This window comes from Streptosporangium sp. NPDC002607 (assembly GCF_053592655.1).
In genome coordinates, this window is sequence record NZ_JBSFWD010000045.1 from 14,064 (window position 1) to 40,412 (window position 26,349).

General features: G+C 67.8%; 20 protein-coding genes. 14 read left to right on the forward strand and 6 right to left on the reverse strand.

The window, feature by feature from the left end; translation table 11 throughout:
* Positions 1-39 precede the first annotated feature (39 nt).
* From ACWD3H_RS36225 to ACWD3H_RS36240, 4 genes are all read left to right on the forward strand, one after another.
* On the forward strand, positions 40-3,747 hold the full coding sequence (locus ACWD3H_RS36225) for a multifunctional oxoglutarate decarboxylase/oxoglutarate dehydrogenase thiamine pyrophosphate-binding subunit/dihydrolipoyllysine-residue succinyltransferase subunit (RefSeq protein ID WP_451958224.1): 3,708 nt from the start codon (positions 40-42) through the stop codon (positions 3,745-3,747).
* A 113-nt stretch (positions 3,748-3,860) separates the two neighbouring features.
* Complete coding sequence (locus tag ACWD3H_RS36230) at positions 3,861-4,037, forward strand: DUF6104 family protein (protein ID WP_169750152.1); 177 nt, start codon at positions 3,861-3,863, stop codon at positions 4,035-4,037.
* Between the two features lie 69 nt (positions 4,038-4,106).
* On the forward strand, positions 4,107-4,904 hold the full coding sequence (locus tag ACWD3H_RS36235) for a DUF4097 family beta strand repeat-containing protein (protein ID WP_350959546.1): 798 nt from the start codon (positions 4,107-4,109) through the stop codon (positions 4,902-4,904).
* Positions 4,901-5,590, forward strand: coding sequence for a PadR family transcriptional regulator (locus ACWD3H_RS36240; protein ID WP_355616994.1), 690 nt, complete (start codon positions 4,901-4,903; stop codon positions 5,588-5,590). The genes ACWD3H_RS36235 and ACWD3H_RS36240 overlap by 4 nt, the downstream gene beginning before the upstream one ends.
* A 90-nt stretch (positions 5,591-5,680) precedes the next feature.
* Here the strand turns inward: ACWD3H_RS36240 and ACWD3H_RS36245 are convergent, their stop codons facing one another.
* The 4 genes from ACWD3H_RS36245 to ACWD3H_RS36260 all read right to left on the reverse strand — a co-directional run bounded on the left by ACWD3H_RS36245 (position 5,681) and on the right by ACWD3H_RS36260 (position 10,259).
* Positions 5,681-6,700: an oxygenase MpaB family protein gene (locus ACWD3H_RS36245; protein ID WP_451958225.1), complete on the reverse strand. Its 1,020-nt coding sequence runs from the start codon at positions 6,698-6,700 to the stop codon at positions 5,681-5,683.
* Between the two features lie 133 nt (positions 6,701-6,833).
* Complete coding sequence (locus ACWD3H_RS36250) at positions 6,834-7,796, reverse strand: zinc-binding dehydrogenase (RefSeq protein WP_355616998.1); 963 nt, start codon at positions 7,794-7,796, stop codon at positions 6,834-6,836.
* Positions 7,797-7,805: 9 nt separating this feature from the next.
* The gene (locus ACWD3H_RS36255; protein WP_451958226.1) at positions 7,806-8,693 is read right to left on the reverse strand and encodes a hypothetical protein; all 888 of its coding nucleotides are present in this window, start codon (positions 8,691-8,693) and stop codon (positions 7,806-7,808) included.
* Positions 8,694-8,798: 105 nt separating this feature from the next.
* Entirely contained in the window at positions 8,799-10,259 is a 1,461-nt protein-coding gene (locus tag ACWD3H_RS36260; RefSeq protein ID WP_451958227.1) for an acetyl-CoA synthetase, read from the reverse strand.
* A 318-nt stretch (positions 10,260-10,577) separates the two neighbouring features.
* Here ACWD3H_RS36260 and ACWD3H_RS36265 point away from each other — a divergent pair, with 318 nt between their 5' ends.
* The 6 genes from ACWD3H_RS36265 to ACWD3H_RS36290 all read left to right on the forward strand — a co-directional run bounded on the left by ACWD3H_RS36265 (position 10,578) and on the right by ACWD3H_RS36290 (position 21,016).
* Complete coding sequence (locus tag ACWD3H_RS36265) at positions 10,578-11,693, forward strand: trypsin-like serine peptidase (protein ID WP_451958228.1); 1,116 nt, start codon at positions 10,578-10,580, stop codon at positions 11,691-11,693.
* Positions 11,694-12,347: 654 nt separating this feature from the next.
* Entirely contained in the window at positions 12,348-13,907 is a 1,560-nt protein-coding gene (locus ACWD3H_RS36270) for a hypothetical protein (RefSeq protein WP_451958229.1), read from the forward strand.
* A 216-nt stretch (positions 13,908-14,123) separates the two neighbouring features.
* Positions 14,124-15,359: a trypsin-like serine peptidase gene (locus ACWD3H_RS36275; RefSeq protein ID WP_451958230.1), complete on the forward strand. Its 1,236-nt coding sequence runs from the start codon at positions 14,124-14,126 to the stop codon at positions 15,357-15,359.
* A 129-nt stretch (positions 15,360-15,488) separates the two neighbouring features.
* Positions 15,489-16,661 (forward strand): trypsin-like serine peptidase, encoded by a 1,173-nt coding sequence (locus tag ACWD3H_RS36280; protein ID WP_355569213.1) that lies wholly within the window; start codon positions 15,489-15,491, stop codon positions 16,659-16,661.
* 485 nt (positions 16,662-17,146) lie between these two features.
* On the forward strand, positions 17,147-18,658 hold the full coding sequence (locus tag ACWD3H_RS36285; protein WP_451958231.1) for a hypothetical protein: 1,512 nt from the start codon (positions 17,147-17,149) through the stop codon (positions 18,656-18,658).
* Between the two features lie 846 nt (positions 18,659-19,504).
* Positions 19,505-21,016: a hypothetical protein gene (locus ACWD3H_RS36290; protein WP_451958231.1), complete on the forward strand. Its 1,512-nt coding sequence runs from the start codon at positions 19,505-19,507 to the stop codon at positions 21,014-21,016.
* Between the two features lie 465 nt (positions 21,017-21,481).
* Here the strand turns inward: ACWD3H_RS36290 and ACWD3H_RS36295 are convergent, their stop codons facing one another.
* Complete coding sequence (locus tag ACWD3H_RS36295) at positions 21,482-22,675, reverse strand: NAD(P)-dependent malic enzyme (RefSeq protein WP_355564999.1); 1,194 nt, start codon at positions 22,673-22,675, stop codon at positions 21,482-21,484.
* A gap of 277 nt (positions 22,676-22,952) precedes the next feature.
* Here ACWD3H_RS36295 and ACWD3H_RS36300 point away from each other — a divergent pair, with 277 nt between their 5' ends.
* Positions 22,953-23,483, forward strand: a complete 531-nt coding sequence (locus ACWD3H_RS36300; protein ID WP_343969233.1) for a CGNR zinc finger domain-containing protein — start codon at positions 22,953-22,955, stop codon at positions 23,481-23,483.
* Here ACWD3H_RS36300 and ACWD3H_RS36305 read toward each other — a convergent pair.
* The gene (locus ACWD3H_RS36305) at positions 23,453-23,755 is read right to left on the reverse strand and encodes a S24 family peptidase (RefSeq protein WP_355564996.1); all 303 of its coding nucleotides are present in this window, start codon (positions 23,753-23,755) and stop codon (positions 23,453-23,455) included. The two genes, ACWD3H_RS36300 and ACWD3H_RS36305, sit on opposite strands and share 31 nt — an antisense overlap.
* 90 nt (positions 23,756-23,845) lie before the next feature.
* Between ACWD3H_RS36305 and sodN the strand changes: the two genes are divergently transcribed.
* The 3 genes from sodN to ACWD3H_RS36320 all read left to right on the forward strand — a co-directional run bounded on the left by sodN (position 23,846) and on the right by ACWD3H_RS36320 (position 26,295).
* Entirely contained in the window at positions 23,846-24,247 is a 402-nt protein-coding gene (sodN, locus tag ACWD3H_RS36310) for a superoxide dismutase, Ni (protein WP_355564993.1), read from the forward strand.
* Positions 24,248-25,072: 825 nt separating this feature from the next.
* Positions 25,073-25,498, forward strand: coding sequence for an ATP-binding protein (locus ACWD3H_RS36315; protein WP_030924831.1), 426 nt, complete (start codon positions 25,073-25,075; stop codon positions 25,496-25,498).
* Positions 25,495-26,295, forward strand: coding sequence for an RNA polymerase sigma factor SigF (locus ACWD3H_RS36320; protein WP_030924834.1), 801 nt, complete (start codon positions 25,495-25,497; stop codon positions 26,293-26,295). The genes ACWD3H_RS36315 and ACWD3H_RS36320 overlap by 4 nt, the downstream gene beginning before the upstream one ends.
* Positions 26,296-26,349 lie beyond the last annotated feature (54 nt).

Sequence of the window (26,349 nt, forward strand, 5' to 3'; positions counted from 1 at the left end):
ATCATCAACGCCGATCTGCGGAAGAGGGCGATTTCCGCCGTGTCGTCTGAGTCGTCGCGGACAAACCCGCTGGCAGCCTTTGGCCAGAACGAGTGGCTGGTCGACGAGCTGTACCAGAAATACCTCCAGGACCCCGAGTCGGTCGACCGGGCCTGGTGGAGCTTCTTTGCCGACTACAGCCCTGATGCAGGGGCCGGCAGAGTCGCTCCCCCGGGTGCGGCGACCGCCGCGTCCACTCCTCCGACACCCACCGCTTCCTCGACCCCGGCTGCCCCAGTCCGGGCCGCCGCGGCTCCGGCCGCCCCGGCCCCCGTGACGACGACCCCAGCGCCGGCGGCGGCCAAGGCCGCCCCGGCGGACCGATCCAAGCAGGAGACGCAGTTGCCCGCCGGTGCCGAGGAAGTTCGACTACGCGGCGCGGCCGCGAGGACTGCCGCCAACATGGAGGCCAGCCTTGTGGTCCCGACGGCGACCAGCGTGCGCGCGGTCCCGGCGAAGCTGCTGATCGACAACCGGATCGTGATCAACAACCACCTGTCGCGCGGTCGCGGCGGCAAGGTGTCGTTCACGCATCTCATCGGCTACGCGGTGATCAAGGCCCTCAAGGTCCTGCCGGAGATGAACCACTCCTACGCCGAGGTCGACGGCAAGCCGGCGCTGGTCAAGCCCGAGCACGTCAACCTGGGCCTGGCCATCGACGTCGCCAAGAGCGACGGCACCCGTCAGCTCCTGGTCCCGTCGATCAAGGCGACCGAGCAGATGGACTTCCGCCAGTTCTGGGTCGCCTACGAGGACGTGGTGCGCAAGGCCAGGGCGGGCAAGCTGGGGGTCGACGACTTCGCCGGCACCACGATCTCGCTGACCAACCCGGGCACCATCGGCACCGTGCACTCGGTGCCGCGCCTGATGCCGGGGCAGGGCACGATCATCGGCGTCGGCGCGATGGAGTACCCCGCGGAGTACCAGGGCGCCTCCCCCGACACGCTCTCCCGCCTCGCGGTGAGCAAGGTCATGACGATCACCAGCACCTACGACCACCGGATCATCCAGGGCGCCCAGTCCGGCGACTTCCTGCGCCAGGTCCACCGGCTGCTGCTGGGCGAGGACGGCTTCTACGACGAGATCTTCGAGGCCCTCCGGATCCCGTACGAGCCGATCCGCTGGGTCCAGGACATCTCCACCACGCACGACGACGACGTGGCGAAGTCCGCGCGTGTCATAGAGCTGATCCACGCCTTCCGGGTCCGCGGCCACCTGATGGCGGACACCGACCCGCTGGAGTACAAGCAGCGCAAGCACCCCGACCTCGACATCAAGTCGCACGGTCTGACCCTCTGGGACCTGGAGCGCGAGTTCGCCACCGGCGGTTTCGGCGGCCGGCCCCTGATGAAGCTGCGCGACATTCTCGGCGTGCTGCGTGACTCCTACTGCCGGACCATCGGCGTGGAGTACATGCACATGCAGAACCCCGAGGAGCGGGCCTGGATCCAGGCGCGCGTCGAGCGGCCGCACGCCAAGCCCGACCGCACCGAGCAGCTGCGTGTCCTGGAGCGGCTGAACACCGCCGAGGCGTTCGAGACGTTCCTGCAGACGAAGTTCGTGGGGCAGAAGCGCTTCTCGCTGGAGGGCGGCGAGTCGCTGATCCCGCTGCTCGACTCGGTGCTGAGCGCCGCGGCCGAGGAGCGGCTCGACGAGGCCGTGGTCGGCATGGCCCACCGCGGTCGCCTCAACGTGCTGGCCAACATCGTCGGCAAGTCGTACGGGCAGATCTTCGGCGAGTTCGAGGGCAACATCGACCCGCGCAGCGCCCACGGCTCCGGTGACGTGAAGTACCACCTGGGTGCCAGCGGTGACTTCGTCTCGCCCGACGGCTCCAAGCTCAGGACCTCGGTCGTGGCCAACCCCTCCCACCTGGAGACGGTCGACCCGGTCCTGGAGGGCGTGGTCCGCGCCAAGCAGGACCTCCTGGAGCGCGGCGAGGAGGGCTTCACCGTCCTGCCCGTGCTCGTCCACGGCGACGCGGCCTTCGCGGGCCAGGGCGTGGTGGCCGAGACCCTCAACCTGTCGCAGCTGCGCGGCTACCGCACCGGCGGCACCGTGCACATCGTGGTCAACAACCAGGTCGGCTTCACCACCAGCCCGGCCAGCTCGCGTTCCAGCGTGTACGCCACCGACGTGGCCCGGATGATCCAGGCCCCGATCTTCCACGTCAACGGCGACGACCCCGAGGCCGTGGTCCGGGTCGGCCGCCTGGCCTTCGAGTACCGCCAGGCGTTCCGCAAGGACGTCGTGATCGACCTGATCTGCTACCGGCGTCGCGGCCACAACGAGATGGACAACCCGGGCTTCACCCAGCCGCTGATGTACGACCTGATCGACGCCAAGCGCTCCACCCGCAAGCTCTACACCGAGGCGCTGATCGGCCGGGGCGACATCACGGTCGAGGAGGCCGAGGGCGCGCTCCGCGACTACCAGGCCAAGCTGGAGAACGCCTTCGCCGAGACCCGCGCGGCGGCCAACGCGTCGACGGACGAGTTCTCCCGCCCGATCGACATGGAGAACATCCCCTGGTCCCACGAGGACGTCAAGACGGCCATCTCCGAGGAGACCGTCAAGCGGATCGTGGAGACCCAGCTCAACATGCCCGAGGGCTTCACCGTCCACCCGCGCCTGCTGCCGGTGCTGCAGCGTCGCGGGCAGATGGTCACCGAGGAGCGCATCGACTGGGGCATGGGCGAGACCCTGGCGTTCGGATCGCTGCTGATCGACGGTCACCCGGTCCGCCTCGTCGGCCAGGACTCCCGGCGCGGCACGTTCACCCAGCGGCACGCCGTGCTGGTCGACCGGGTCACGGGCGAGGAGCACACCCCGCTCAAGACGTTCAACCAGGGCACCACGAAGTTCTACGTCTATGACTCCCTGCTGAGCGAGTACGCCGCGCTCGGCTTCGAGTACGGCTACAGCGTGGAGCGGCCCGAGGCCCTGGTCGCCTGGGAGGCGCAGTTCGGCGACTTCGTCAACGGCGCTCAGTCGATCATCGACGAGTACCTCACCTCGGGCGAGCAGAAGTGGGGCCAGCGCTCCGGCGTCACCCTGCTGCTGCCGCACGGCTACGAGGGACAGGGCCCCGACCACTCCTCGGCTCGCATCGAGCGCTTCCTGCAGATGTGCGCCCAGGACAACATGACCGTCGCGCAGCCCACGGTGCCGGCCAACTACTTCCACCTGTTGCGCTGGCAGACGCTGTCGAACCGGCACCGCCCGCTGGTGGTGTTCACGCCCAAGTCGCTGCTGCGGCACAAGGCGGCGATCTCGTCGGTCGGCGAGTTCACCTCGGGGTCGTTCCAGCCGGTGCTCGGCGACACCACCGTCGCCCCGGCCGGCGTCCGCAAGGTCGTGCTGGTCTCCGGCAAGCTCTACTACGACCTGGCGGCGGCCCGCGACAAGCAGGGCCGCAACGACGTGGCGATCGTCCGTCTTGAGCGGCTCTACCCGTTCCCCGGCAACCCGCTGGAGGTCGAGCTGAGCCGTTACTCCGCCGACGTCGAGCTGGTGTGGGCGCAGGACGAGCCGCTCAACATGGGGCCGTGGCCGTTCCTGGCGCTCAAGATGGCCGAGAACCCGGGCGTCTTCGGCGGCCGCGTGATCAAGCGGGTCTCCCGCAAGGCCAACTCCTCCCCGGCGACCGGCTCGCACTCGGCCCACGAGGCCGAGCTGCAGCAGATGCTGGGCGAGGTCTTCACCTAGAGGAAGGGGCCGCCGACCGGCGGTCCGCAGTGCAGGCGTCACCACGGAAGTCCCCCGCAGGAACCTCTGCGGGGGACTTCCCCGTTATGGCAAGTGTCACCACGAGGAGAACGATGTACTTCACCGATCGGGGCATCGAGGAGCTCGTCGAGCGTCGTGGCCAGGAGGAGGTCACCATCGGGTGGCTGGCCGAGCGGCTGCGCGAGTTCGTCGACCTGAACCCGGACTTCGAGACTCCGGTGGAACGGCTGGCCACCTGGCTGGCCCGGCTGGACGACGAGGACGATTGAAATAACGCGATATATCTTGACCTCCCGACCGACGCGACATATCGTGTCATGCACAAGGAGGTCACGAACATGCGGCAGTGGACCATCGAGAAACCAGAGCAGCTCACCTTCGACTCCGTGAGAAAGCTGAACGTGCGCATCGTGGCGGGCAGGCTGGCGGTGCTGGCCGGCGACGGCCCCGCCACGCTTGAGGTCACCGAGGTGGACACCACACCGCTGCTCGTCACCCATGACGACGACGGCACGCTCACCGTCACCTACAAGGACCTGACCTGGGACGGCCTGCTGGGCTGGCTGCGCCCGGGGCGACGCCGGGCGACGCTGACGCTGACCGCGCCCAAGGGCTGCCCGATCAACGTGGGGGTGGTCTCCGCCTCCGCGGTCGTCTCCGGATTCGAGGACCGCACCTCGGTCAGGGGCGTCTCGGGCGACATCGTGCTCGACGGGGTGAGCGGGGAGATCAACGCCGACACCGTCTCCGGCGACGTGGAGAGCCGCGACCTGGTCGGCGACCTGTCGTTCAAGAGTGTCTCCGGCGAGCTGACCGTGGCGCAGGGCACCCCCCGGCGTCTCAGCGTCACCACCGTCTCCGGCCGGATCACCGCCGACCTGGAGCTCCCGCCGACCGGTCATGTGACGCTGAACAGCGTCACCGGCGACATCGTGCTCAGGCTCCCGCACGCCGTGGACGCCGATGTCAAGATCCGCTCCACCTCGGGCAGGCTCGACACCGCCTTCTCCGAACTCCACCACTCCACCCAGACCGGCGCGAGGTCGCTGACCGGCCGGATCGGCGGCGGCATGGCCTCCCTGACGGCGCACACCGTCTCCGCCGATGTCACCCTGCTGAAGGGAGCCCAAGCATGAGCCCGGTTTTCGGTCATGGAAGGCTCCGGCTCTATCTCCTGAAGCTGCTGGAGGAGAGCCCCCGCCACGGTTACGAGGTGATCCGGCTGCTCCAGGATCGCTTCCTCGGTGTCTACTCCCCCTCGCCCGGCACGATCTACCCGCGCCTGGCCCGTCTGGAGGAGGAGGGGCTGGTCACCCACGAGGTCGTGAACGGCAAGAAGGTCTTCACGATCAGCGACCGGGGCCGCGCCGAGCTCAACGACCGCCTCGACGAGCTCGCCGATCTGGAGCAGGAGATCTCCGACTCGGTCCGCGACATCGCCCGCGAGGTCAAGGAGGACGTGCGCGACACCGTGAAGTCGCTGCGCGAGGAGCTCACCCAGATGGCACGTGACGTGCGCCAGGGCTCCGGGTACGAGGAGAAGCAGGCCAAGCACGACCAGCGCAGGGCCTGGCGCGAGCAGAAGACGGAATGGCAGCGCCAGAAGCACGAGTGGAAGGACGACTGGAAGCGGATCTGGGCCGCCGGCTTCACCGGCGAGGGGTCACACGCCGGCGACGCCCGGCTCGGGCAGATGCTGGCCGAGTTCGCCGAGGAGGTCCACAGGGACGCGTCGAACGCGCAGGTCACCGAGGAGACCCTGGCCACCGCGCAGGACGCCCTGTACGACGCGGCCCGCCGCATCCGCGAAGCGCTCCGGTAACCACCCGTCCTCCCCCGCCGACGCGCGCCGGTCCGCGCCCCCGCCACGCGACGCGCGCGGACCGGCGGCACCCGGAGCGGCGGCCTTTCCTCAGGCGACGCGCATGGCGCGGGTGAGCCGCTCCTGTGCGTGTGCCGCCCGCCTGGCGTGATAGGCGATCGGCAGATATCTGGCCCGCTCGGGCAGGCGTGGCATCGTCACGGCGACCGCCCTGCCGAGACGGCGCAGCCGCACCTCGTCCCTGGCGGTCCACGGCAGTTCCAGCTTCTGGCGGACGGCGTCCGGCAGCGTGCCGACCGTGACGAAGTGGTTGAGCCGGCCCGAGGTCAGACCGAGCGGGCGCCACAGTGCCCGCAGCGGCCCGCGGAGCAGCGGCGGTGCCCCCACGGTGAGCGTGGTCTCCAGCACGTCGTGCGCCGTCGGATGGTTCTCCAGCGTGTTGTCGACCATGTCGTGGAAGTAGGTCCAGTAGTCGTCGACCGTGGCGGGGAACATCCGCTCGGGGACCCGCAGGATCCGGCCCAGGCGGATGATCTCCTCGTACAGGCGCCGCTCCTCCTGCGGGGTGTACGGCCGCTCGCCGAAGTACCTCGCCATGGTGACGGCGCGCTCGAAGGCGGTCAGGTGCACCCAGGCGTACGGTCCCGCGCTCAGCGCGTGGTAGCTCCTGCCCTGCGCGTCGACGCCGCTGATGTCCTTGTGCATCTCACGCAGGCGCTTGCCCTCCTCGATGGCCTGCGGCCCTCCGTACACCCAGGTCTGCAGCGAGTTGAGCGAGCGGGTGAGCCGTCCCCACGGGTCGGACCGGTAGACCGACTGCCGGCCGACCGCGGCACCGATCGCCGGGTGCATGACCTGCATGATGAGACCGCCGCCGAGCAGGAACATCAGCCGCTGGTCGCCCATCCCGTCCCAGAGCAGGTCACCGGGGCCGAACGGTTCGGGATCGCTGCGCGCGTGCTCGCCGTCCCCCGCCTCGGGGAGAGTCGGGACGGCGCTCACCACCGGGCCGCCGCGCGTGCCGGGACCGCCGTACGCGGAGGAGCCGGCGGGCGCGGCGAGGGGGGCGCGCGGCGCGTCGGGGTCGCGGTGCGCGGTTGAGTCGGTCATTCCGGGCCTCCCGGGCGATACATCGCTCATCCGTGTTCTATCACCCGGGAGGCAGAAAAGTAACCCATTACTTACGCACGTGATCGGGAACACACCGATGCCCGGCCGTGCTCCGCTCCGCCGCGGACCGCGTTCACCCCGGCAGCGTGAAGACGACCTTCCCGAAGAGCTCGCCCTCGTGCATGGCCGCGATGCCCTCGCGGGCCTCGGTCAGCGGGAGGACCCGGTCGATCAGCGGGCGGGTACCCGTCTGCTCCATGAAGCGGGCGAGCCTGCCCAGCTGGTCACGGGTGCCCATGGTGGAGCCGATCACCGAGAGCTGCAGGAAGAAGATGCGGTTCAGCTCGGCCGGCGGGACCACTCCACTGGTCGCGCCTGAGATCACGATCCGTCCACCGGGGCGCAGCGCCTTCAGCGAATGCGCCCAGGTCGCCTGGCCGACGGTCTCCATCACCGCGTCGACCCGCTCGGGCAGCCGGGCACCGTCCTCGAACACCTGGTCGGCGCCCAGCTCCAGGGCCCGCGCCCGCTTCTTCTCAGAGCGGCTGGTCGCCCAGATCCGGTATCCCCCGGCCCGGCCCAGCAGGATCAGCGCGGTGGCCACGCCACCGCCCGCGCCCTGGACCAGCACCGTCGAGCCCGGCTCCAGCCCGGCCTTGTCGAACAGCATGCGGTAGGCGGTCAACCAGGCCGTCGGCAGGCAGGCGGCCTCCTCGAAGCTGAGCGCGGCGGGCTTGGGCACGAGGTTGCGCCTGGGCACGACGACCCGCTCGGCGAAGGTGCCGTCGTACTTCTCCGACAGCAGGGAACGCTTCGGGTCGAGCGTCTCGTCGGCACCGTTGCCGATCACCGAGTGCACGATGACCTCGTTGCCGTCCTCGTCGTACCCCGCCGCGTCGGTGCCGAGCACCATCGGGAGCTGCTCCGCGCGGATGCCCACGCCCTTCAGGGTGAAAAGGTCGTGATGGTTGAGCGAGACCGCTCTCACCGTGACGGTGGTCCACCCCTCGGGGACCTGGGGTTCCGGGCGCTCACCAAGGGTGAGACCGGCGAGCGGGTTGTCGGGATCGATCTGCGTGGCGGTTACAGCGAACATGGCCGCACCCTACGCTGTCCGCCTGACGACTATTTCAGCGACCGTCCTTTCCACGTGCCCCCGCTCTCCCGAGGCCGCCACGTACACACCGTCCTGACAGGTCTCGGCGGAGAAGCGGCGCCGCTGCTCGATCACGGAGAGCTCGATCGCCGCGACGTCGCAGCCGGGCACCGGCGCCAGCACGAGCAGCGTCTCCCTGGCCCCGCCGAACCACAGCTGCGGCCCCACCTGCTCGCCGCGGAAGGTCTCCCCCGCCCCGGCCAGCCGCACCGGAGCCCGAGCGTCGAGCACGAGGTAGCCGCCCCTGGTCACCCTGCCGCGCAGGTTGCGCGCCCAGAGCATGCGCTGCTCGAAGGGCATGCCGTCCTTGAGATCGCGCAGCGCCACGAACCAGGGGTCGAACGCGAACAGCAGCACCTCCCCCTCGGCGGGGCTCATCGGGTGCCAGAGCGTGACCTGCCCGGCCAGCTTCCGGATCATCGGCCTGCTCATCGCCACCCCGGCCGGCCCTCCCGGCGGCACGGTCAGCTGCCGGTACGTGCCGGCCTCCCCGTCGAGCCTGCCCGTCATCGCGGGCCGGACCCCCAGCCTGGCCAGGCCCAGTTCCGCCGGGTAGTCGACCTCCGCCGCCGAGCCGTCGGGGAAGACCACGTTGAGGATCTCCCTGCCGCCCCTGCGACGGGGCCGGGGGTAGAGCACGTTGGAGACCTCCTTGGCGCCGGCCACCGTCCGGGTGGGCACCGGCGGCGGGAGCGGCGGGACCGCGCCGGGCTCCCGGCCGGCCAGCAGGACCAGCACCGGCACCACCAGGAGCGCCGCCAGCACCGCGGCACCGATCCAGCGCCGAGGTCCCCGCGGGGACCTCGCCTCGATGATGTCGTATCGGCCACCGGCCACGTCCTGGGCCGCCTCCTGCGGAGAAGGTATGGTGCGACTCCATCTTCGGATTCGGGCGATCTCGATACCAGCACGAATCAGAGTCGATACCCGCCAGGGAGGCCGTCACCAGGTCGCGACGTTCACCGGCCCTTCGGGGACCAGGCGCACCTCGGCGCCGACCAGTTCCCGCGACTCGGCCTCGGCGATCAGATCGGGCCCGCGGACGTGGGCGTGTGCCCGGCCGCCACCGGGAAGGTCGGCGATCAGGATGCCTCGTTCGGCCGCTCCGTCCCTGCCGTGCGCGACCGTGTATCCGGCGACGGTCGCGGGTCCCTCGTAGGAGTCCGCGATCGGCACCGGTTCCGCGACGTACACCGGCGCGGCGTCGCCCAGGGCGCCGCCGGGCTCGGTGGACCAGACCGCATAGGTGTGCTTGGTCAGGTGCATGCCGACTCCGGTGACCAGCCCGTGGCCCGGCGCGGCCCGCAGGCGCTCGGCCATCGCCGCTGTGGAGTGCAGGACGTAGTCACTGGCCGGCCCCCCCGCGTACGGCAGGCCACCCGTGACGGTCAGCCCTCGCGGGTCGAGCGGGTCGAGCCCCCCTGCCGCGCAGGCGGCGCGGAGCGCGATCGCGAAACAGCTGTAGAGGTCCAGCGCGGACATCTCGTCGAGACCGGTCCCCGCCCGCGCGAAGGCCGCCCGCGCCGCGGCTGCCATGGCCGGCGAGGAGCCGAGCACGGGACGGGCCGCCACCTCCCAGGTGTCCTCGGCGTAGGACCATCCTCGCAGGTAGACGCGCCTGTCTCGGGGGATGCCGAGCCGGTCGGCGAGCCCGTCGCTGACCAGGATCGCGGCGGCGGCCTGGTCCACCTCCATGACCGCGACGGTGCGCCTGGTGTAGGGCCAGCCGACGATGCGGTTGTCCACGGCCGGGGTGACCAGTTCCGAGGGCTTTCCGACCTCCCGGTACCAGGCGTGCGGGTTGGCCGCGGCGATCTCGGTCATCGGAGCCATCATCAGCCCTCGTGCCGCCCGTTCCTCCTCGATGGACTCGCCCGCCGCCGCCCGCCGGGCCGTTTCCATGATCGCGTAGGTGTGGACGGGCAGGAACAGCTCGTGGGCCAGCTCGGCCGGGTGCGGGGGCCGCTCCCAGCCGTAGGGCGGCTTGGGATTCGCCGGATGGCTCCACGCCACGCGCTCCCCCGCCCTGCGCAGGGCCCTGCGCGTGGCCAGCGCCTCGGCTCCGGCGACCAGGGCGGCGTCCAGCTCACCCCTGGCGATCATCGAGGCCGCCTCCCCGAGGAGCAGTTGCGGTGCCGTACCGCTCACCTTGGAGTAGGCCCGGTGGCGGGGAGCGGCGCCGAGCCGCTCGGCGAGCCTGGCCGTCGGGTCGTCGTACTGCCAGGACTCGGTGTAGACGACCTGGATCGAGTCGAGGGCGTTCAGCAGACCTGGGGCCCCGGCGTCGGCGGCGGCCTCGCGGGCGACGAGTTCCCACAGATCCAACGGCTCGGGCCCCGGCTGGACGCGGACCGTGTGCTGGGCGACGCCGACAAGGCATGGGTTACGGGGATCTCCACTCATGCCGACATCCAACCAGAACATAATTCGGTTTAATAGACCGGGGGTGCCGGAGTTACTCGAGAAACCTTCGGTAATCGCTGTTACCAATGGTGCCACAGATGCCCACAGAGGCCCCCAACACCCGTGATGACCTGCGAAAATGCCTATTTGTTAAACCATAACAAATCGCTATTTAAATAACGAGATCGCATCGCCTGGAACCATTCAATGCTTTTTCCCGTCAATTCCTCGCCGAGTGCTCGATTCAGTCAGTAACGTTCCGATCGTTTTCCCGGCGAGGAGAGGTCCCGTCTCCACGCCGAGCGCGAAAGGAGCTTCATGAATTCCCGAGCACGGCGCCTCACGATCCCCCTCACCGGCGTTCTCATGATCGCCGGAGTGATCGGCGCCACCACAGGCGCCAACGCCGCTCAAGCCCCCAACGATGTGGTCAGTTCCCCGGCCTCTGAGACGGCCACGGAGGCCACCTCCTTCTGGTCGCCCGAGCGCATGCGCAAGGCCACGGACGCCACCGGCGACCTCGACCTGAGCATCAAGGGCGGCAAGGCCTCCGGCGCCGCGGGCCCCGACGGTCCCGGCGGAGCGGTCCCGCCGATCGGCGAGGAGGGCACCAAGTCCTCCAAGAGCAAGCACGTCAACCTGCCCAACACCGTCGGCCGCGTCTTCTTCACCCTGCCCGGCGCCAACCCGGCGGACCCGAAGAGCTGGAAGTACTGCTCCGGCAGTTCCGTCCAGGGCAAGTACCGCAACGTGGTCGCCACCTCCGCGCACTGCGTCTACGACGTGAAGACCAACCAGTTCTACGACAACTGGATCTTCATCCCGTCCTACTGGGACGGCGACCAGGCGTGGGACGGCAAGAACCCCTACGGCATCTACGCGGCCAAGTGGTTCAACGCGCACGACGACTTCGTGGTGAAGGAGGACTACGACTACGACTACGCCTTCGTCAACGTCCACTCCGGGTTCAAGGTGAACTGGGAGAAGGACAAGGACGGCAAGTGGCACCCGATCATCAAGAAGGTCGGGCGGCTCGGCGACAACGTCGGCGGCCAGGGCTTCGCCTGGAACCAGAAGATCAATAACACGGTCTTCGCCTTCGGCTACCCGGCCGGACTGCACCCCGACGGCGACAAGCCCTTCTCCGGCCGCACGATGAAGTGGTGCTACGGCAAGACCGGCGCCATGCCGGCCGCGCCGAAGTACAACGTCCAGGAGCACATCGGCTTCAAGTGCGCCTTCACCGCGGGCGCGAGCGGCGGCCCGTGGCTCTACAAGTACAAGAGCTCCAGCCGGACCGGCTACCTGGTCGGCGTCAACAGCATCGCCTGGGACACCGACAAGAACGACCGGTACGACAAGATCTCCTCGCCGTACTTCAACAGCGACACCTACAAGGTCTACAAGGCCGCGGCCAACCGCTGGACCGACTGACCCGCGCGACGCGCAGCGTCGCCGACAACCCGTGAGGCCGCGCCAGTGACTGGACCGAGGAGAGCGGGGCCGTGAGGCCGCGCCGGGGACTGGACTGAGGAGAGCGGGGTTGCGAGGAACGAGCGGCCCCGGTCGACGAGGGAAGGAGCCGGGTAAGAGCGGCCTCACCGCGACGCGCCGGCGTCGCCGGCAACTCGCGAGGAACGAACGACTCCGCCCGACGAGGGAAGGAGCCGGACAAGAGCGGCCGAACCGCGACGCGCAGCGTCGCCGTATACCCGCGGCCGGCCGGAGGAACGAGAGGGGCCCGGTCTCAAGATCGGGCCCCTGCTCGCGTCGGCGGCCACAGCCCCTCCTCCCCCGGAACGTTCCGAGGGAGGAGGGACACCCACCGTCAGGACAACGACCAGTCTCGGCGTTTTCGCAGTTCACACGCTCAAATGAGCCTCACGAGATCTCTCGATCAAGCAAGGAGGGATCAGACGGGCGGAATGGATTTCCGGTTCCATGAATTTGGTAACGAAATCATATCGGTCCAGGCTCTTGCCCGTTTTGTAGCCCTTTACCCCATCTTTGCCGAGTACGGTCACCTCTTGTCTCTTTACGCATGCGTGGATCGCGTCCCGAGTGATCCATGACAAAGAAGGAGCTTCATTGAACCCCCGAGCCAAGCGTCTGATCCTTCCCCTCGGCGGTGCCCTCGCGGCAGCCGCGATGATCGGCGCCTCCCTCCCCGCCACCGCCCAGGCGAGCACCGCCGACCCCGACATCAAGTCGGCGGCGCTCACCCCCTCCGGTAACGCGAAGGCCATCGCGGGCTACTGGACCGCCTCGAAGCTGAAGTCGGCGAAGACCTACCTCTCCGACTCCACCGTCTCGGCGAAGCTGAACAAGACCGGCGCCGCCAGGGCGGCCGCCGACGGCAAGCCCGGCGTCGTCGCCCCCACCGGCGAGGGCGGCAAGTCCGCCGGCAAGTCGCGGAACGTGAACCTCCCGATCACCGTCGGCAAGGTCTTCTTCGTCGACAGCAAGGGACAGGAGCGCTGGTGCTCCGGCAGCTCCGTGCAGTCGAAGTACCGCAACCTGGTCGCCACCGCCGGCCACTGCGTCTACGACACCGACACGAACAAGCCGTTCAACAACTTCGTGTTCATCCCCGGCTACTACCAGGGCAAGGCTCCCTGGGGCATCTACGTCGGCGCCAAGGTCAACACCCACGATGACTTCACGGTCTACGAGGACTACGACTACGACTACGCCTTCGTCAACGTCTACAACGGCATCAAGCAGCAGCCGGAGAAGGAAGTCGACTACAAGACCTTCAAGGCGCACGTCGACAAGGGCGGTGTGGGCCGCGAGGCGGCCAGCACCGTCGACTTCGAGACCTACGACAAGTGGACCCAGAAGGGTGGCATCGGCAAGGTCGAGAACATCTCCTCCGAGGACGAGGTGGGCCCCCAGTACAAGGGCGCCCTCGCCGTCGCGTCGGAGACGGACAAGTGGGCCTGGGAGAAGGTCACCGGCGAGATCTACGGCCTGAAGAACGACAAGGTCACCCTCAAGGACAAGGAACTGCCGCAGGGCGACTGGCCCAAGGCCGGCTCCAAGCTCGAAAGCCGTGTCGAGAACGTCACCAAGAGCGAGTACGACGCCTACAAGGGTCCCGGCTACCGGAAGATCGACGAAAAGGGTAACTACACCATTACCCACTACTACGTGGTGAAGTACATTAAGAAGACCGCGTCGGTGAAGTATGTGATCTTCCGCCACTACATCTCGACGGTGGCCGACGCCGGTCGCCTCGGCGACAACGTCGGCGGCCAGGGCTTCGCCTGGAACCAGAAGCTGGGCAAGAAGGTCTTCACGTTCGGCTACCCGACCTCGGCCCACCTGGACGGCGACAAGCCGTACTCCGGTCACACCCAGAAGTGGTGCTACGGCACGACCGTCGCCGCTCCCGTCGTCGCGGCCTACAAGGCCGAGGAGCACCAGGCGATCAAGTGCGCCTTCACTCCCGGCGCCAGCGGCGGCCCCTTCCTGCTGCAGTACAAGAACAGCAAGCGGACCGGCTACCTCAACGGTGTGGTGAGCCTGACCATCGACAGCGACAAGAACAACCGCTACGACCGCGTCACCACCCCGTACTTCAACGGTGAGACGTACGGCATCTACAAGCACGCGGCCAACCTCTGGACCGGGAAGCTCCCGGCCTAGGACGCAGGCTGTGTGAACCAGGAGGGGCCCGGTACGCACCGGGCCCTTTCCGCAGCTTCACGGAGTGCTTATACACCCTCGGGCACACTGACCAGATAACGGAGCATGAGCGGATCGGTCCAGCGAACTGCCCAAAACCAAGTTGATCTGGAAAAATCACCCCTTGCATCCCTGGTAGCCCTCCGAAACTCCGGCCCTCCGAAAGGAATCCCCCTCATGTCCTCCCGCGTACGGCGGCTCACGGCCACACTCGGGGCGCTGATCGCCGCCTGTGTGACCATGACGTCGGCGTTCGCCGGGAGCGCCGCGGCGGGTCCGCTGAACACGGTGCCCAGCGGCATCACCTCGATCCCGCTGACCAAGAGCGTCGCCGACATGCGGCGGATCGCGGAGTACTGGAGCCCGGCCAGGCTCAAGCAGGCCATGGACAACGGGCCCGCGACACCCGGGGTGCCCGCGACACCCGGGGGGAAATCCGGCACCACCACCTCGCCGTCCCCCACCGCCGGAAACACCGCCACCGGAAGCGCCACGGCCGGAAGCGCCACGGCCGCCGCCGCCGGGGAGGCGGGCGGCGCGACGGCCATGACCGAGGAGGCCACCACCGCGGCCGGCGGCGGGAAGAGCGCCGCCAAGCCCGGGGGGGCCGCGCCGCTGGTCAGGCCCACCCTTCCGAAGAAGCGGGCTCCGGGTTCCGGCGGCTCCCCACTGACCGTCGGCAAGGTGTTCTTCCGGATCGGCAACAAGGACTACTGGTGTTCCGCCTCCTCGGTGGCGGCGGCCAACCACAACCTGGTCGCGACGGCCGGACACTGCGCCTACGACGCCAAGACGGGCAGTCAGGCCGAGTACTGGATCTTCATCCCCGGCTACGACAAGGGCAACACCCCGTACGGGATCTATGTCGGCCACTCGCTCAACCTGCACGAGGACTTCGTCGGCAGGGGTGACTACGACTACGACTACGCGTTCGTCACCGTGCACGACGGCTTCAGGTGGAAGGCGGATAAGACCACCGGCACCTACGAGATGGAGGGTGTCGGCAGCCTGGAGGACAACGTCGGCGGGCAGGGCCTGGCGACCAACCGGGGCACCGGCCTGTTCACCCTCGCCTTCGGCTACCCGGCCGCCCCGCACCCCAACGGCAGCAGGCCCTACGACGGCCAGCGGCTCAAGTCGTGCGACGGGCGCACCGAAAAGGTGCGGGCCCCCGCTCGCCTGGTCGAGCAGGGTATTGCTCTGACCTGTGGATTCACCAACGGCGCGAGCGGTGGCCCCTGGCTGATCTCCTACGACAACAGGACCGCGCTCGGTTACCTCAACGGCGTCAACAGCTTCGCCTGGGACACCGACACCGACCGCAGGTACGACCGGATCTCCTCCCCGTACTTCATCGCGTCGACCTACGTCGCCTACCACTGGGCGGCCACCCAGCAGGCGCCCCGAACATAACGCCGCCTTAAGAGAGCCTTAAGAGGGGCTTAGACGACGTTTGGCCCGGCGGTCGCTGCATAGGTTCGTAGCTTGTCGTCCCGCAGTTCCCGGATCCCCGGGAACGTTGCAGCGCAAGGAGCTCGTCTTTTGAAGCACTCTCTTCTTCCCCTCGGTGGCGCCGCAGCCGCCACCGCCCTGCTGGCCACCACCCTGGTCGGCCCCCTGGCGGGCACCGCCCAGGCCGCCCCCGACTGGGCGACCGACCCGATGGCCAGGAACAACTCCTCGGCGGTCTCGGTCATCAACTTCTGGGCAGCCTCGAACTTCGCCGCCCTCAAGAGGGCGACCGTCTACAACGCGGACCCCGGTGCCCCGAAGATGAAGGTCGGCGGCGGCTTCTCCCCCGACGGCAGGCCCGGCAGCGTCGGCCCGACCGGTTCCCAGAAGCCCACCCCGTCGCTCGCCAAGAACGTCAACCTGCCCAAGACCATCGGCAAGGTGTTCTTCGTCGTCAACGGGCAGTACCGGTGGTGCTCGGCCACCTCGATCCAGGGCAAGTACCGCAACCTGGTCGCCACGGCCGGCCACTGCGTCTACGACCCGGGCAGCAACAGCGACACCCTCGACAAGTGGGTCTTCGTCCCCGGCTACTACCAGGGCAAGACCCCGTGGGGCATCTACGTCGGCAAGTCGGCGTGGACGCACTACGACTTCGCCAACTACGAGGACTACGACAAGGACTACGCCTTCGTCACCGTCTACAACGGAGTCGCCTTCAACGGCGTCAAGCAGGTCACCAAGGCCGAGTACGCGGGGTTCAGCGGTCCCAAGTGGTCGCGCGGCTCGCACTACTACATCCTGCTCTCCAAGGATGTCGGCCGCCTGGGTGACAACGTCGGCGGCCAGGGCTTCACCTGGAACCAGAAGACCGGAAAGCCCGTCTACGTCTTCGGCTACCCCGCCGCCCCGCACCGCGACGGCGACAGGCCCTACAGCGGCGTGACCCCCAAGTACCTGTACGGCAAGACGTCGGGCAAGGAGTACGTCTCCGCGGCGGAGAAGGTCGAGGAGCACGTCGGCCTCAAGGGCGCCTTCACCCCCGGCGCCGACGGCGGCCCGTGGTTGACGCAGTACAGCAGCGCCAGGCGTCTCGGCTACGTCAACGGTGTTACCAGCCTCTTCGGCGACCAGGACCAGAACGACCGCTACGACCTGATCACCTCGCCGTACTTCGACGGTGAGACCGCCGAGATCTACCGCAAGGCCGCCAACGTGTGGTCCGGCAGGATCGTCGGCCCGAACGGCGAGCTCTACAAGTAGCCCGCGCACCTTCGAAGTTCCCGAACCAGCAGCGGGACCCGGCGCCACGCGCCGGGTCCCGCACCCGTTTCCGGGGCGGGAGGGGCCCGGTCCGGGGGGCCGGAAGCCGGGCCGCGCGATGACGCGAAAGCCGGATCGGACCTTGAGGGGGCCGTTAGACGTGCCCGCGACGGAATCGGTGCCATCAACTTGATGTGATCTGCATCACATGGACATAGTGGCTCACGGTAAGCGGGCACTCACGCCACATCTGCCACTTTCATCCCAACATCATGTCTAGCTGCGCAAACACCTTGAGCAAGTTTTGGTTACAGCGTCGACATCAGAGCCATTTAAACATCACGAAACGGTCTCGACACTCCAGACCCGCTTCTTCCCTCGCAAAGCGGCTTCCGGTGTTCAAGATCGGCGCTGTATGTTTCTGGCATTCCCTTTACTGACGCATGGGACGCAAGAAGCGTTCCACATCAGACCAAGGAGTTCCCTTGAAGCGCATCCTCCTCCCCGCCGGTGGCGCCGTTCTGGCCACCGGTCTGCTGGCCGCTGGTCTGGCCGGCACCGCCAACGCCGCTCCGGACTGGGCCTACGACACCATGGCCAAGGACGCCCCGTCCGCGGTCGAGGTCGCCAAGTTCTGGCTCGCGGCCAACGAGCACACCAACAACCTGGCCAAGGCGAAGGCCTACACCTGGGAGAACAAGGCCACGGCGAAGCTGAACGCCAGCGGCGGCTACACCCCCGACGGCAAGCCGGGCGTCGTCGCCCCGATCGGCGAAGAGAAGAAGACCACCGCCAAGGTCAAGAACATCAACCTGCCCAAGACCATCGGCAAGGTGTTCTTCGTTGACCCCAAGGGTGAGCTGGCCTGGTGCTCGGCCACCTCGATCCAGGGCAAGTACCGCAACCTGGTCGCGACCGCCGGTCACTGCGTCTACGACGACACCAAGAACGCCAGCGTCATGGACAACTGGGTCTTCGTCCCCGGCTACTACCAGGGCAAGACCCCGTGGGGCATCTACGTGGGTAAGACCGCTTTCACCCACTACGACTTCTCCGCGTTCAACGACCGCGACCGCGACTACGCGTTCGTGACCGTGTACAACGGCGTCCAGATCGGTGGCGGCACCGCCAAGGAAGTCAGCGAGGGCGACTACAAGGCCTTCAATGGCGCCAAGTTCGCCAAGGACGTCCCGATCTCCGAGGCCGAGTACCAGAAGACCGTGGACCTGCACGGTGGCGAGACCTCCGCCGCCTGGGCCAAGACCGACAAGCTCAGCGAGCAGGTCGGCCCGGACTACCCCGGCGCGGTGAAGGTGTTCCAGGAGGTCTCCAAGGAGGCCTACGACAAGGCTCCCACCGGTCAGCTCAACGGCGCCAAGGCCCCCGGCAAGACCACCGTCGAGCACGTCACCAAGGCGCAGTACGACGCTTACACCGGCCTGGGCTACCGCAAGCTCGTCGATGGCAACTACACCATCACCCACTACTTCGTGAAGTACTTCGTCAAGGAGTCCTCCGTCAAGGGGTACTTCAAGACGGTCTTCTACGTCGTGGACGGCTTCATCAAGGACACCGGTCGCCTCGGTGACAACGTCGGCGGCCAGGGCTTCACCTGGAACCAGAAGCCCGAGCAGACGGTGTTCGTGTTCGGTTACCCGGAGGCCCCGCACAACGACGGCCACAAGGCCTACACCGGTGTCACGCCGAAGTGGACCTACGGCAAGACCTCCGGCAAGACCTACGTGTCGGCCGCTCACAAGGTCGAGGAGCACATCGGCCTGAAGAGCTCCTTCACCCCCGGCGCCGACGGTGGCCCCTGGCTCGCCAAGTACAGCAACGCCAAGCGTCTCGGCTACGTCAACGGTGTCACCAGCCTCTTCGGTGACCAGGACAACAACAACCGCTACGACCTGATCACCTCGCCGTACTTCGACGGTGAGACCCAGACGGTCTACAGCAAGGCCGCCAACGTCTGGTCCGGCTCGATCGTCAAGTAGTAGTAGCTAACCGACGATCACCCGAGCCTGAGCGTCCAAACCTCCAGGCTCACCTGTTCCACCAGCTTCACCCGAAGGGGTCCGGCACCAGCCGGGCCCCTTCGGCCATTCCCACCGGGGTCGCGGAAGCGATCATCGGCTTCACATAGATACCGAAGGGCCCGGCACATGCCGGGCCCTTCGACGTTGTGGCGCCGCCGAGGGCAGGGAAGCTCGGCAACCGGCCGATGGGGATCCAGCCCTCGGCCCGACTGTCCGTTCCGGCAAGGAGCTCGGCGACGCCAGAGGCCGGAGATCCCGCGGTCGTCTGGCCTGGCCCGTGAACCGCGGGCCACCTCACCCGCGTGACGCCATGTGAGCCACCAGAAGGGATCGAGCCTCCCGCAGGGGATCTTTTCCCCAGCCCGGCGCCGGGAGCCCGGCAGCAAAAGGATCAAGCCTCTGAGAGAGGCTCTCGTGCGTTCCCCGCGTGCCGCTCGACCCTCCGGACCCCCGGATCCCGGATCGCCGGCCCTTTAGACGTGTCCCTCACGGAATCGGTGCCATCAACTTGATGTGATCTGAGTCACATTCGACCGGTAACCGAACGTGCCGACCCACTCACGCCACATCGGCCACTTTCACAACAACACCATGTCTATCTGCGTAAACATGGCGCTCAACCCCCAACCTCAACAACAGCTTCAGGGGCGCCTAAACATCACAAAACAGCATCGACGCGATCAAGGACCTCTTTGATCCCCAAAGCGGCTTCCGGTGTTCAAGATCGGCGCTGTATGTTTCTGGCATTCCCTTTACTGACGCATGGGACGCAAGAAGCGTTCCACATCAGACCAAGGAGTTCCCTTGAAGCGCATCCTCCTCCCCGCCGGTGGCGCCGTTCTGGCCACCGGTCTGCTGGCCGCTGGTCTGGCCGGCACCGCCAACGCCGCTCCGGACTGGGCCTACGACACCATGGCCAAGGACGCCCCGTCCGCGGTCGAGGTCGCCAAGTTCTGGCTCGCGGCCAACGAGCACACCAACAACCTGGCCAAGGCGAAGGCCTACACCTGGGAGAACAAGGCCACGGCGAAGCTGAACGCCAGCGGCGGCTACACCCCCGACGGCAAGCCGGGCGTCGTCGCCCCGATCGGCGAAGAGAAGAAGACCACCGCCAAGGTCAAGAACATCAACCTGCCCAAGACCATCGGCAAGGTGTTCTTCGTTGACCCCAAGGGTGAGCTGGCCTGGTGCTCGGCCACCTCGATCCAGGGCAAGTACCGCAACCTGGTCGCGACCGCCGGTCACTGCGTCTACGACGACACCAAGAACGCCAGCGTCATGGACAACTGGGTCTTCGTCCCCGGCTACTACCAGGGCAAGACCCCGTGGGGCATCTACGTGGGTAAGACCGCTTTCACCCACTACGACTTCTCCGCGTTCAACGACCGCGACCGCGACTACGCGTTCGTGACCGTGTACAACGGCGTCCAGATCGGTGGCGGCACCGCCAAGGAAGTCAGCGAGGGCGACTACAAGGCCTTCAATGGCGCCAAGTTCGCCAAGGACGTCCCGATCTCCGAGGCCGAGTACCAGAAGACCGTGGACCTGCACGGTGGCGAGACCTCCGCCGCCTGGGCCAAGACCGACAAGCTCAGCGAGCAGGTCGGCCCGGACTACCCCGGCGCGGTGAAGGTGTTCCAGGAGGTCTCCAAGGAGGCCTACGACAAGGCTCCCACCGGTCAGCTCAACGGCGCCAAGGCCCCCGGCAAGACCACCGTCGAGCACGTCACCAAGGCGCAGTACGACGCTTACACCGGCCTGGGCTACCGCAAGCTCGTCGATGGCAACTACACCATCACCCACTACTTCGTGAAGTACTTCGTCAAGGAGTCCTCCGTCAAGGGGTACTTCAAGACGGTCTTCTACGTCGTGGACGGCTTCATCAAGGACACCGGTCGCCTCGGTGACAACGTCGGCGGCCAGGGCTTCACCTGGAACCAGAAGCCCGAGCAGACGGTGTTCGTGTTCGGTTACCCGGAGGCCCCGCACAACGACGGCCACAAGGCCTACACCGGTGTCACGCCGAAGTGGACCTACGGCAAGACCTCCGGCAAGACCTACGTGTCGGCCGCTCACAAGGTCGAGGAGCACATCGGCCTGAAGAGCTCCTTCACCCCCGGCGCCGACGGTGGCCCCTGGCTCGCCAAGTACAGCAACGCCAAGCGTCTCGGCTACGTCAACGGTGTCACCAGCCTCTTCGGTGACCAGGACAACAACAACCGCTACGACCTGATCACCTCGCCGTACTTCGACGGTGAGACCCAGACGGTCTACAGCAAGGCCGCCAACGTCTGGTCCGGCTCGATCGTCAAGTAGTAGTAGCTAACCGACGATCACCCGAGCCTGAGCGTCCAAACCTCCAGGCTCACCTGTTCCACCAGCTTCACCCGAAGGGGTCCGGCACCAGCCGGGCCCCTTCGGCCATTCCCACCGGATTCTCACCGGTGAAGGCTCCTCGCCCCGTTTCCCCCGCGAGGTGAAGAACCCGGCCTCCGCCGCAGGGCCATGACGTGGGAGCGAGTCCTGGCCGGCAGCGCCGCTCCCGCTCCTTTCCAAGGCCGGGCAGGCCGACAGCGTGCGTGATCCGCTCGTACGCGCGTACCCGCCCGGTGAGCACAGGTACTTTCCGTAACACGACGCGCGACGGATACCGACGTCCCTGGAGACCAGGAACGCCCCCCGCCGGTCGGGCGAGGGGCGTTCGGTCGTGTGCCTGGTGGGCGTGATCGTACTTCGGCCGGGTGGCGAGTTCGCCTGCCGTGCCGCCTGGGCTGTCGCGATCTAGAGGCGGGCGACCCCGTCGGCACGGGCCTGCTCGGAGACGGCGGCGATGACCGCCGGGGCGACGCGCTCGTCGAACGGGCTGGGGATCACGTAGTCGGCCGACAGATCGTCGTCCTTGACCACCCCGGCCAGCGCCTCGGCGGCGGCGACCTTCATGTTCTCGGTGATCGTGGTGGCGCGGACGTCGAGCGCCCCGCGGAAGACGCCGGGGAAGGCCAGCACGTTGTTGATCTGGTTGGGGAAGTCGGAACGGCCGGTCGCGACCACCTGCGCGTACTTGCGCGCGATCTCCGGCCGCACCTCGGGCGTCGGGTTGGACAGTGCGAAGACGATCGAACCGGAGGCCATCGACGCGATGGCCTCCTCCGAGACCGTCGAGCCGGACAGTCCGATGAACACGTCGGCCCCGGCCAGCGCCTGCTCGGTGGAACCGTGCAGGTCGGCCCTGTTGCTGTCGCGGGCCAGGGCCTCCTTCACCGGGTTGAGCCCGTCGCGGCCCTGGTGGATGACGCCCTTGGAGTCGGCCACCGCGATGTCACCGATGCCCGCGTTGAGCAGGATCCGGCTGACCGCGATCCCGGAGGCACCGGCACCGGCGACCACGGCCCGCAGATCGCCCAGCGAGCGACCGGTCAGCCGCGCCGCGTTCTTCAGCGCGGCCAGCGCGACGATCGCGGTGCCGTGCTGGTCGTCGTGGAAGACGGGGATGTCGAGGATCTCGCGGAGGCGCGCCTCGACCTCGAAACAGCGGGGGGCGCTGATGTCCTCGAGGTTGATCCCCCCGAAGGAGGGGGCGAGCCGGACGACCGTCTCGACCAGTTCGTCCACGTCGGTGCAGTCCAGGCAGATGGGCACCGCGTCGACATTCGCGAACTGCTTGAACAGCAGGGCCTTGCCCTCCATGACCGGCATGGCGGCGGCAGGCCCGATGTCTCCGAGACCGAGCACCGCGGTGCCGTCGGAGACGACGGCGACCACGTTGGAGATCCAGGTGTAGTCCTTGGCGAGCTCGGGCTTCTCGGCGATCGCGCTGCAGACTCTGGCCACGCCAGGTGTGTAGGCGAGTGCCAGGTCGTCGGCGTTGCGGACCGGGACCGTGGAGCGGACCTCCAGCTTGCCCCCGCGGTGCAGGGCGAAGGCCGGATCCAGATCCAGGGCTTCGAGGGCTTCGAGAGAGATGGAAGATGGCATGGTGGCCACAGCGACCCCTGTAGTTCAGTCAGGCAGACGGATAGTTCCTTCTGAGACGGCCGCGGGAAGCCTGTCCCCGGCTTCTGTAGCCGCTCGGGGCCTACTTCACTGAGCACGGTCGCCTGGAGGGTTCGGGGGTCACCCGTCGCTCGATTGTGCCACATGTTGAGACTGTCACCACGGGCGGGTACCCATACTTTCGTCGTCCCGGTGTTAACCTCACCACACCGTGTAATACTCGAAGTCCATGCCACCTCTTACATTGACGGATCCCCAGATGGACCTGACCTCCTACGCGGAGCTGGCCGTACTACTGATCAACAGCCCCGACCGGCTGACCGGTCTCGAAGGGCTGCGCGCGCTCCTGGAAGAGGGCGGTCGCTACCGGCCCGGCTGCCGCATCACCAGAAGCGACCTGGAGGCCCTGCGCGACCTGCGCGAGGAGCTGATGATCGTGTTCGAGACCGCCGAGGCGGGCGACGAGGAGGCGGTGGTCGACCGGCTCAACTCGCTGCTGATCCACCATCCGGTCCAGCCACAGATCTCCGGGCACGACGGCGAGCGCTGGCATCTACACCTCACCGAGGGTGGCCGGATGGCCGACCAGTACGCCGTGGGAGCGGTGATGGGACTCGCCACCATGATCACCGATCTCGGCGTCGACCGGCTCGGCCTCTGCCAGGCGCCGCCCTGCCGCAGGGCCTACCTCGACACCTCCTCCAACCGATCGCGCCGGTACTGCTCGGAGCGATGCGCCAGCCGTGCCAACGTCGCCGCCTACCGGGCCCGCCAGAAGGTCGGCCAGTAGCGCAGCACCACCCGGCCGACGATCGACGACGGAGGCAGCGCGCCGAAGTCCCAGCTGTCGCGCCTGCCGGAAGCGCGCTGGTTGTCGCTCTCCAGCCACCAGCCGCCGTCCGCCTCCCAGACCGCACGTTTGACGATGAGCACGGCGGGGTCGGACGGCAGCCGGGCGACGACCAGATCCCCGGGCCTCACCACCGCTCCACGCCGTACCCAGAGCCAGTCACCGGACCGCAGCGCGGGCAGCATCGAGTCCCCCACGACACGTACTCTCATCGAGCGTAACCCCCTCCCACACGGGCATTCAGAGACGAGTAAGGTCGTTAACCGGACCATTCTGAACATGGCATCAAGGAAGGATTTCCGATGCTCGCACGACTTCTGCGCCCCAGGCACATCGCGTCGGCGCACTGCGACCTGCCCTGCGGCGTTTACGACCCGGCCCAGGCCCGCATTGAGGCCGAGTCCGTCAAGGCCATCATGGAGAAGTACGCCGGAAACGAGGACCCGGTGTTCCGCTCCCGTGCGCTCACCATCAAGGAGGAGCGGGCCGAGCTGGTCAAGCACCACCTGTGGGTGCTGTGGACCGACTACTTCAAGCCCCCGCACCTGGAGACCTACCCGCAGCTGCACCAGCTGTTCTGGGAGGCCACCAAGCTCGCGGGCGCGGCCGGCGGCAAGGGCACCGTCGACGTCGCCAAGGCCGACGAGCTGCTGGGCAAGATCGACGAGATCTCCAAGATCTTCTGGGAGACCAAGGCTGCCTAAAATCCTCACGACCAACCCGTGAGGAAGCGCCGGCGACTGGACCGAGGAGAGCGGGGCCGTGAGGCCGCGCCGGGGACTGGACCGAGGAGAGCGGGGTCGCGAGGCCGCGCCGGGGACTGGACCGAGGAGAGCGGGGTCGCGAGGAACGAGCGGCCCCGGTCGACGAGGGAAGGAGCCGGGTTTGAGCGGCCGAACCGCGACGCGTCAGCGTCGCCGGCAACTCGCGAGGAACGAGCGGCCCCGGTCGACGAGGGAAGGAGCCGGGTCCCAGCGGCCTCACCGCGACGCGCCGGCGTCGCCAACAAACCCGTGAGGAAGCGCCGGCAATCCGGATCAAGGAGTTCCCGGACACCCCTTGATCCGGACCGGAGAGCCCCAGGAACCTCCGCGCAGACGTGCCGTCAACCCGCCCCAAGCAGCATCCTTGGGACGTGCCCCATGCCCTCCCCTGAGGGACTACCCGTGAGGCCGCGCCGGCGACTGGACTGAGGAGAGCGGGGTCGTGAGGCCGCGCCGGGGACTGGACTGAGGAGAGCGGGGTCGCGAGGAACGAGCGGCCCCGGTCGACGAGGGAAGGAGCCGGGCAAGAGCGGCCGAACCGCGACGCGTTAGCGTCGCCGGCAACTCGCGAGGAACGAGCGGCCTCCCTCGACGAGGGAAGGAGCCGGGTAAGAGCGGCCGAACCGCGACGCGCAGCGTCGCCATAGGCAGGACACGCGCTAGCTTCGTAATCAATACAGTCAAATCGCCCCGATCGCGAGTCCAAATGGGCCAACCACCGTCTCAGGGCTGTAGGTTGCAGTCAGCGACTCTGCGAGGAGGAACGTGACCGAACACACCGAGGCGCCCGCGGTCGGCATGGGCGGGATCCGTGACGTGGTGAGCGTCCGGCTGCCGGCAACGAGTGCTTATCTGTCCGTGCTGCGTACGGCGACAGCCGCACTTGCCGTACGGCTGGACTTCACGCTGGACGAGATCGAGGATCTACGGATCGCGGTCGATGAGGCGTGTGCGATGCTGCTGACCCAGGCCGTCCCCGGCACCGATCTGACCGCCGAGTTCGAACTCACCGGGCAGTTGATGAAGGTGCGGGTCGAGGTCAGCACGGTGGGAAGCACCCCCCCGAAGCGCGACGATTTCGCGTGGATGGTGCTCACCGCCCTGGCTGATGATGTGGATGCCGTAACCGACTCCCCCGACCGTATGGCGATCGTCCTCCGCAAGCGCCGAGGCGCGGCGAGGCCGGCGTGACGGAAAGGACTCGTGCCATGGCCGCCAGCGACCACGCGGTGCCCGACCGGGTGCGTGCGCGCCTGCTCTTCGCAGAGCTGGTGGAGTTGACCTCCGACGACCCCCGGCGCCAGCGCATCCGTGACGAGCTCGTCGAGCTCCACCTGCCCCTCGTCGAATATCTCGCCCGCCGGTTCCGCAACCGGGGCGAGTGGCTGGACGACCTCACACAGGTCGCGACCATCGGTCTGATCAAGTCGATCGACCGTTTCGATCTCGGCCGCGGCGTGGAGTTCTCCACCTACGCCACCCCGACGATCGTCGGCGAGATCAAACGTCACTTCCGTGACAAGGGCTGGGCGGTCCGTGTGCCGCGCCGGCTGCAGGAGCTGAAGCTCTCGCTCACCAAGGCGATCAGTGAGCTCTCCCAGCGGGAGGGACGCGCGCCGACCGTGGCCGAGCTGGCCACGTTCCTGAAGATGAGCGAGGAGGAGGTGCTCGAAGGGCTGGAGTCGGCCAACGCCTACTCCACGGTCTCCCTCGACGCGCCCGACTCCGGCGACGACGACGCGCCGGCGGTGGCCGATTCCCTCGGCATCGTGGACGACTCCCTGGAGGGCGTCGAGTACCGCGAGTCGCTCAAGCCCCTGCTGGAGCGGCTGCCTCCGCGCGAGAAGCGAATCCTGTTGCTGCGTTTCTTCGGCAACATGACACAGTCCCAGATCGCCACCGAGCTCGGCATCTCGCAGATGCACGTGTCCCGGCTGCTCGCCAGGACACTCGCCCAGCTCCGCGAGGGCCTGACCGTGGACGACTAGGGCCTGCCTGCGAGGATCGGTCAGGTGGTGCCTCGTATAAGGGGCGGAGGGAAC

Excerpts from the sequence above, each read along its gene's own strand:
- ACWD3H_RS36230 (WP_169750152.1), top strand. The coding sequence starts at position 3,861 with ATGTACTTCACCGATCGGGGCATCGAGGAGCTCGTCGAGCGTCGTGGC.
- ACWD3H_RS36235 (WP_350959546.1), top strand. The coding sequence starts at position 4,107 with ATGCGGCAGTGGACCATCGAGAAACCAGAGCAGCTCACCTTCGACTCC.
- ACWD3H_RS36240 (WP_355616994.1), top strand. The coding sequence starts at position 4,901 with ATGAGCCCGGTTTTCGGTCATGGAAGGCTCCGGCTCTATCTCCTGAAG.
- ACWD3H_RS36245 (WP_451958225.1), bottom strand. The coding sequence starts at position 6,700 with ATGACCGACTCAACCGCGCACCGCGACCCCGACGCGCCGCGCGCCCCC.
- ACWD3H_RS36250 (WP_355616998.1), bottom strand. The coding sequence starts at position 7,796 with ATGTTCGCTGTAACCGCCACGCAGATCGATCCCGACAACCCGCTCGCC.
- ACWD3H_RS36260 (WP_451958227.1), bottom strand. The coding sequence starts at position 10,259 with ATGAGTGGAGATCCCCGTAACCCATGCCTTGTCGGCGTCGCCCAGCAC.
- ACWD3H_RS36265 (WP_451958228.1), top strand. The coding sequence starts at position 10,578 with ATGAATTCCCGAGCACGGCGCCTCACGATCCCCCTCACCGGCGTTCTC.
- ACWD3H_RS36275 (WP_451958230.1), top strand. The coding sequence starts at position 14,124 with ATGTCCTCCCGCGTACGGCGGCTCACGGCCACACTCGGGGCGCTGATC.
- ACWD3H_RS36295 (WP_355564999.1), bottom strand. The coding sequence starts at position 22,675 with ATGCCATCTTCCATCTCTCTCGAAGCCCTCGAAGCCCTGGATCTGGAT.
- ACWD3H_RS36300 (WP_343969233.1), top strand. The coding sequence starts at position 22,953 with ATGGACCTGACCTCCTACGCGGAGCTGGCCGTACTACTGATCAACAGC.
- ACWD3H_RS36305 (WP_355564996.1), bottom strand. The coding sequence starts at position 23,755 with ATGAGAGTACGTGTCGTGGGGGACTCGATGCTGCCCGCGCTGCGGTCC.
- sodN (WP_355564993.1), top strand. The coding sequence starts at position 23,846 with ATGCTCGCACGACTTCTGCGCCCCAGGCACATCGCGTCGGCGCACTGC.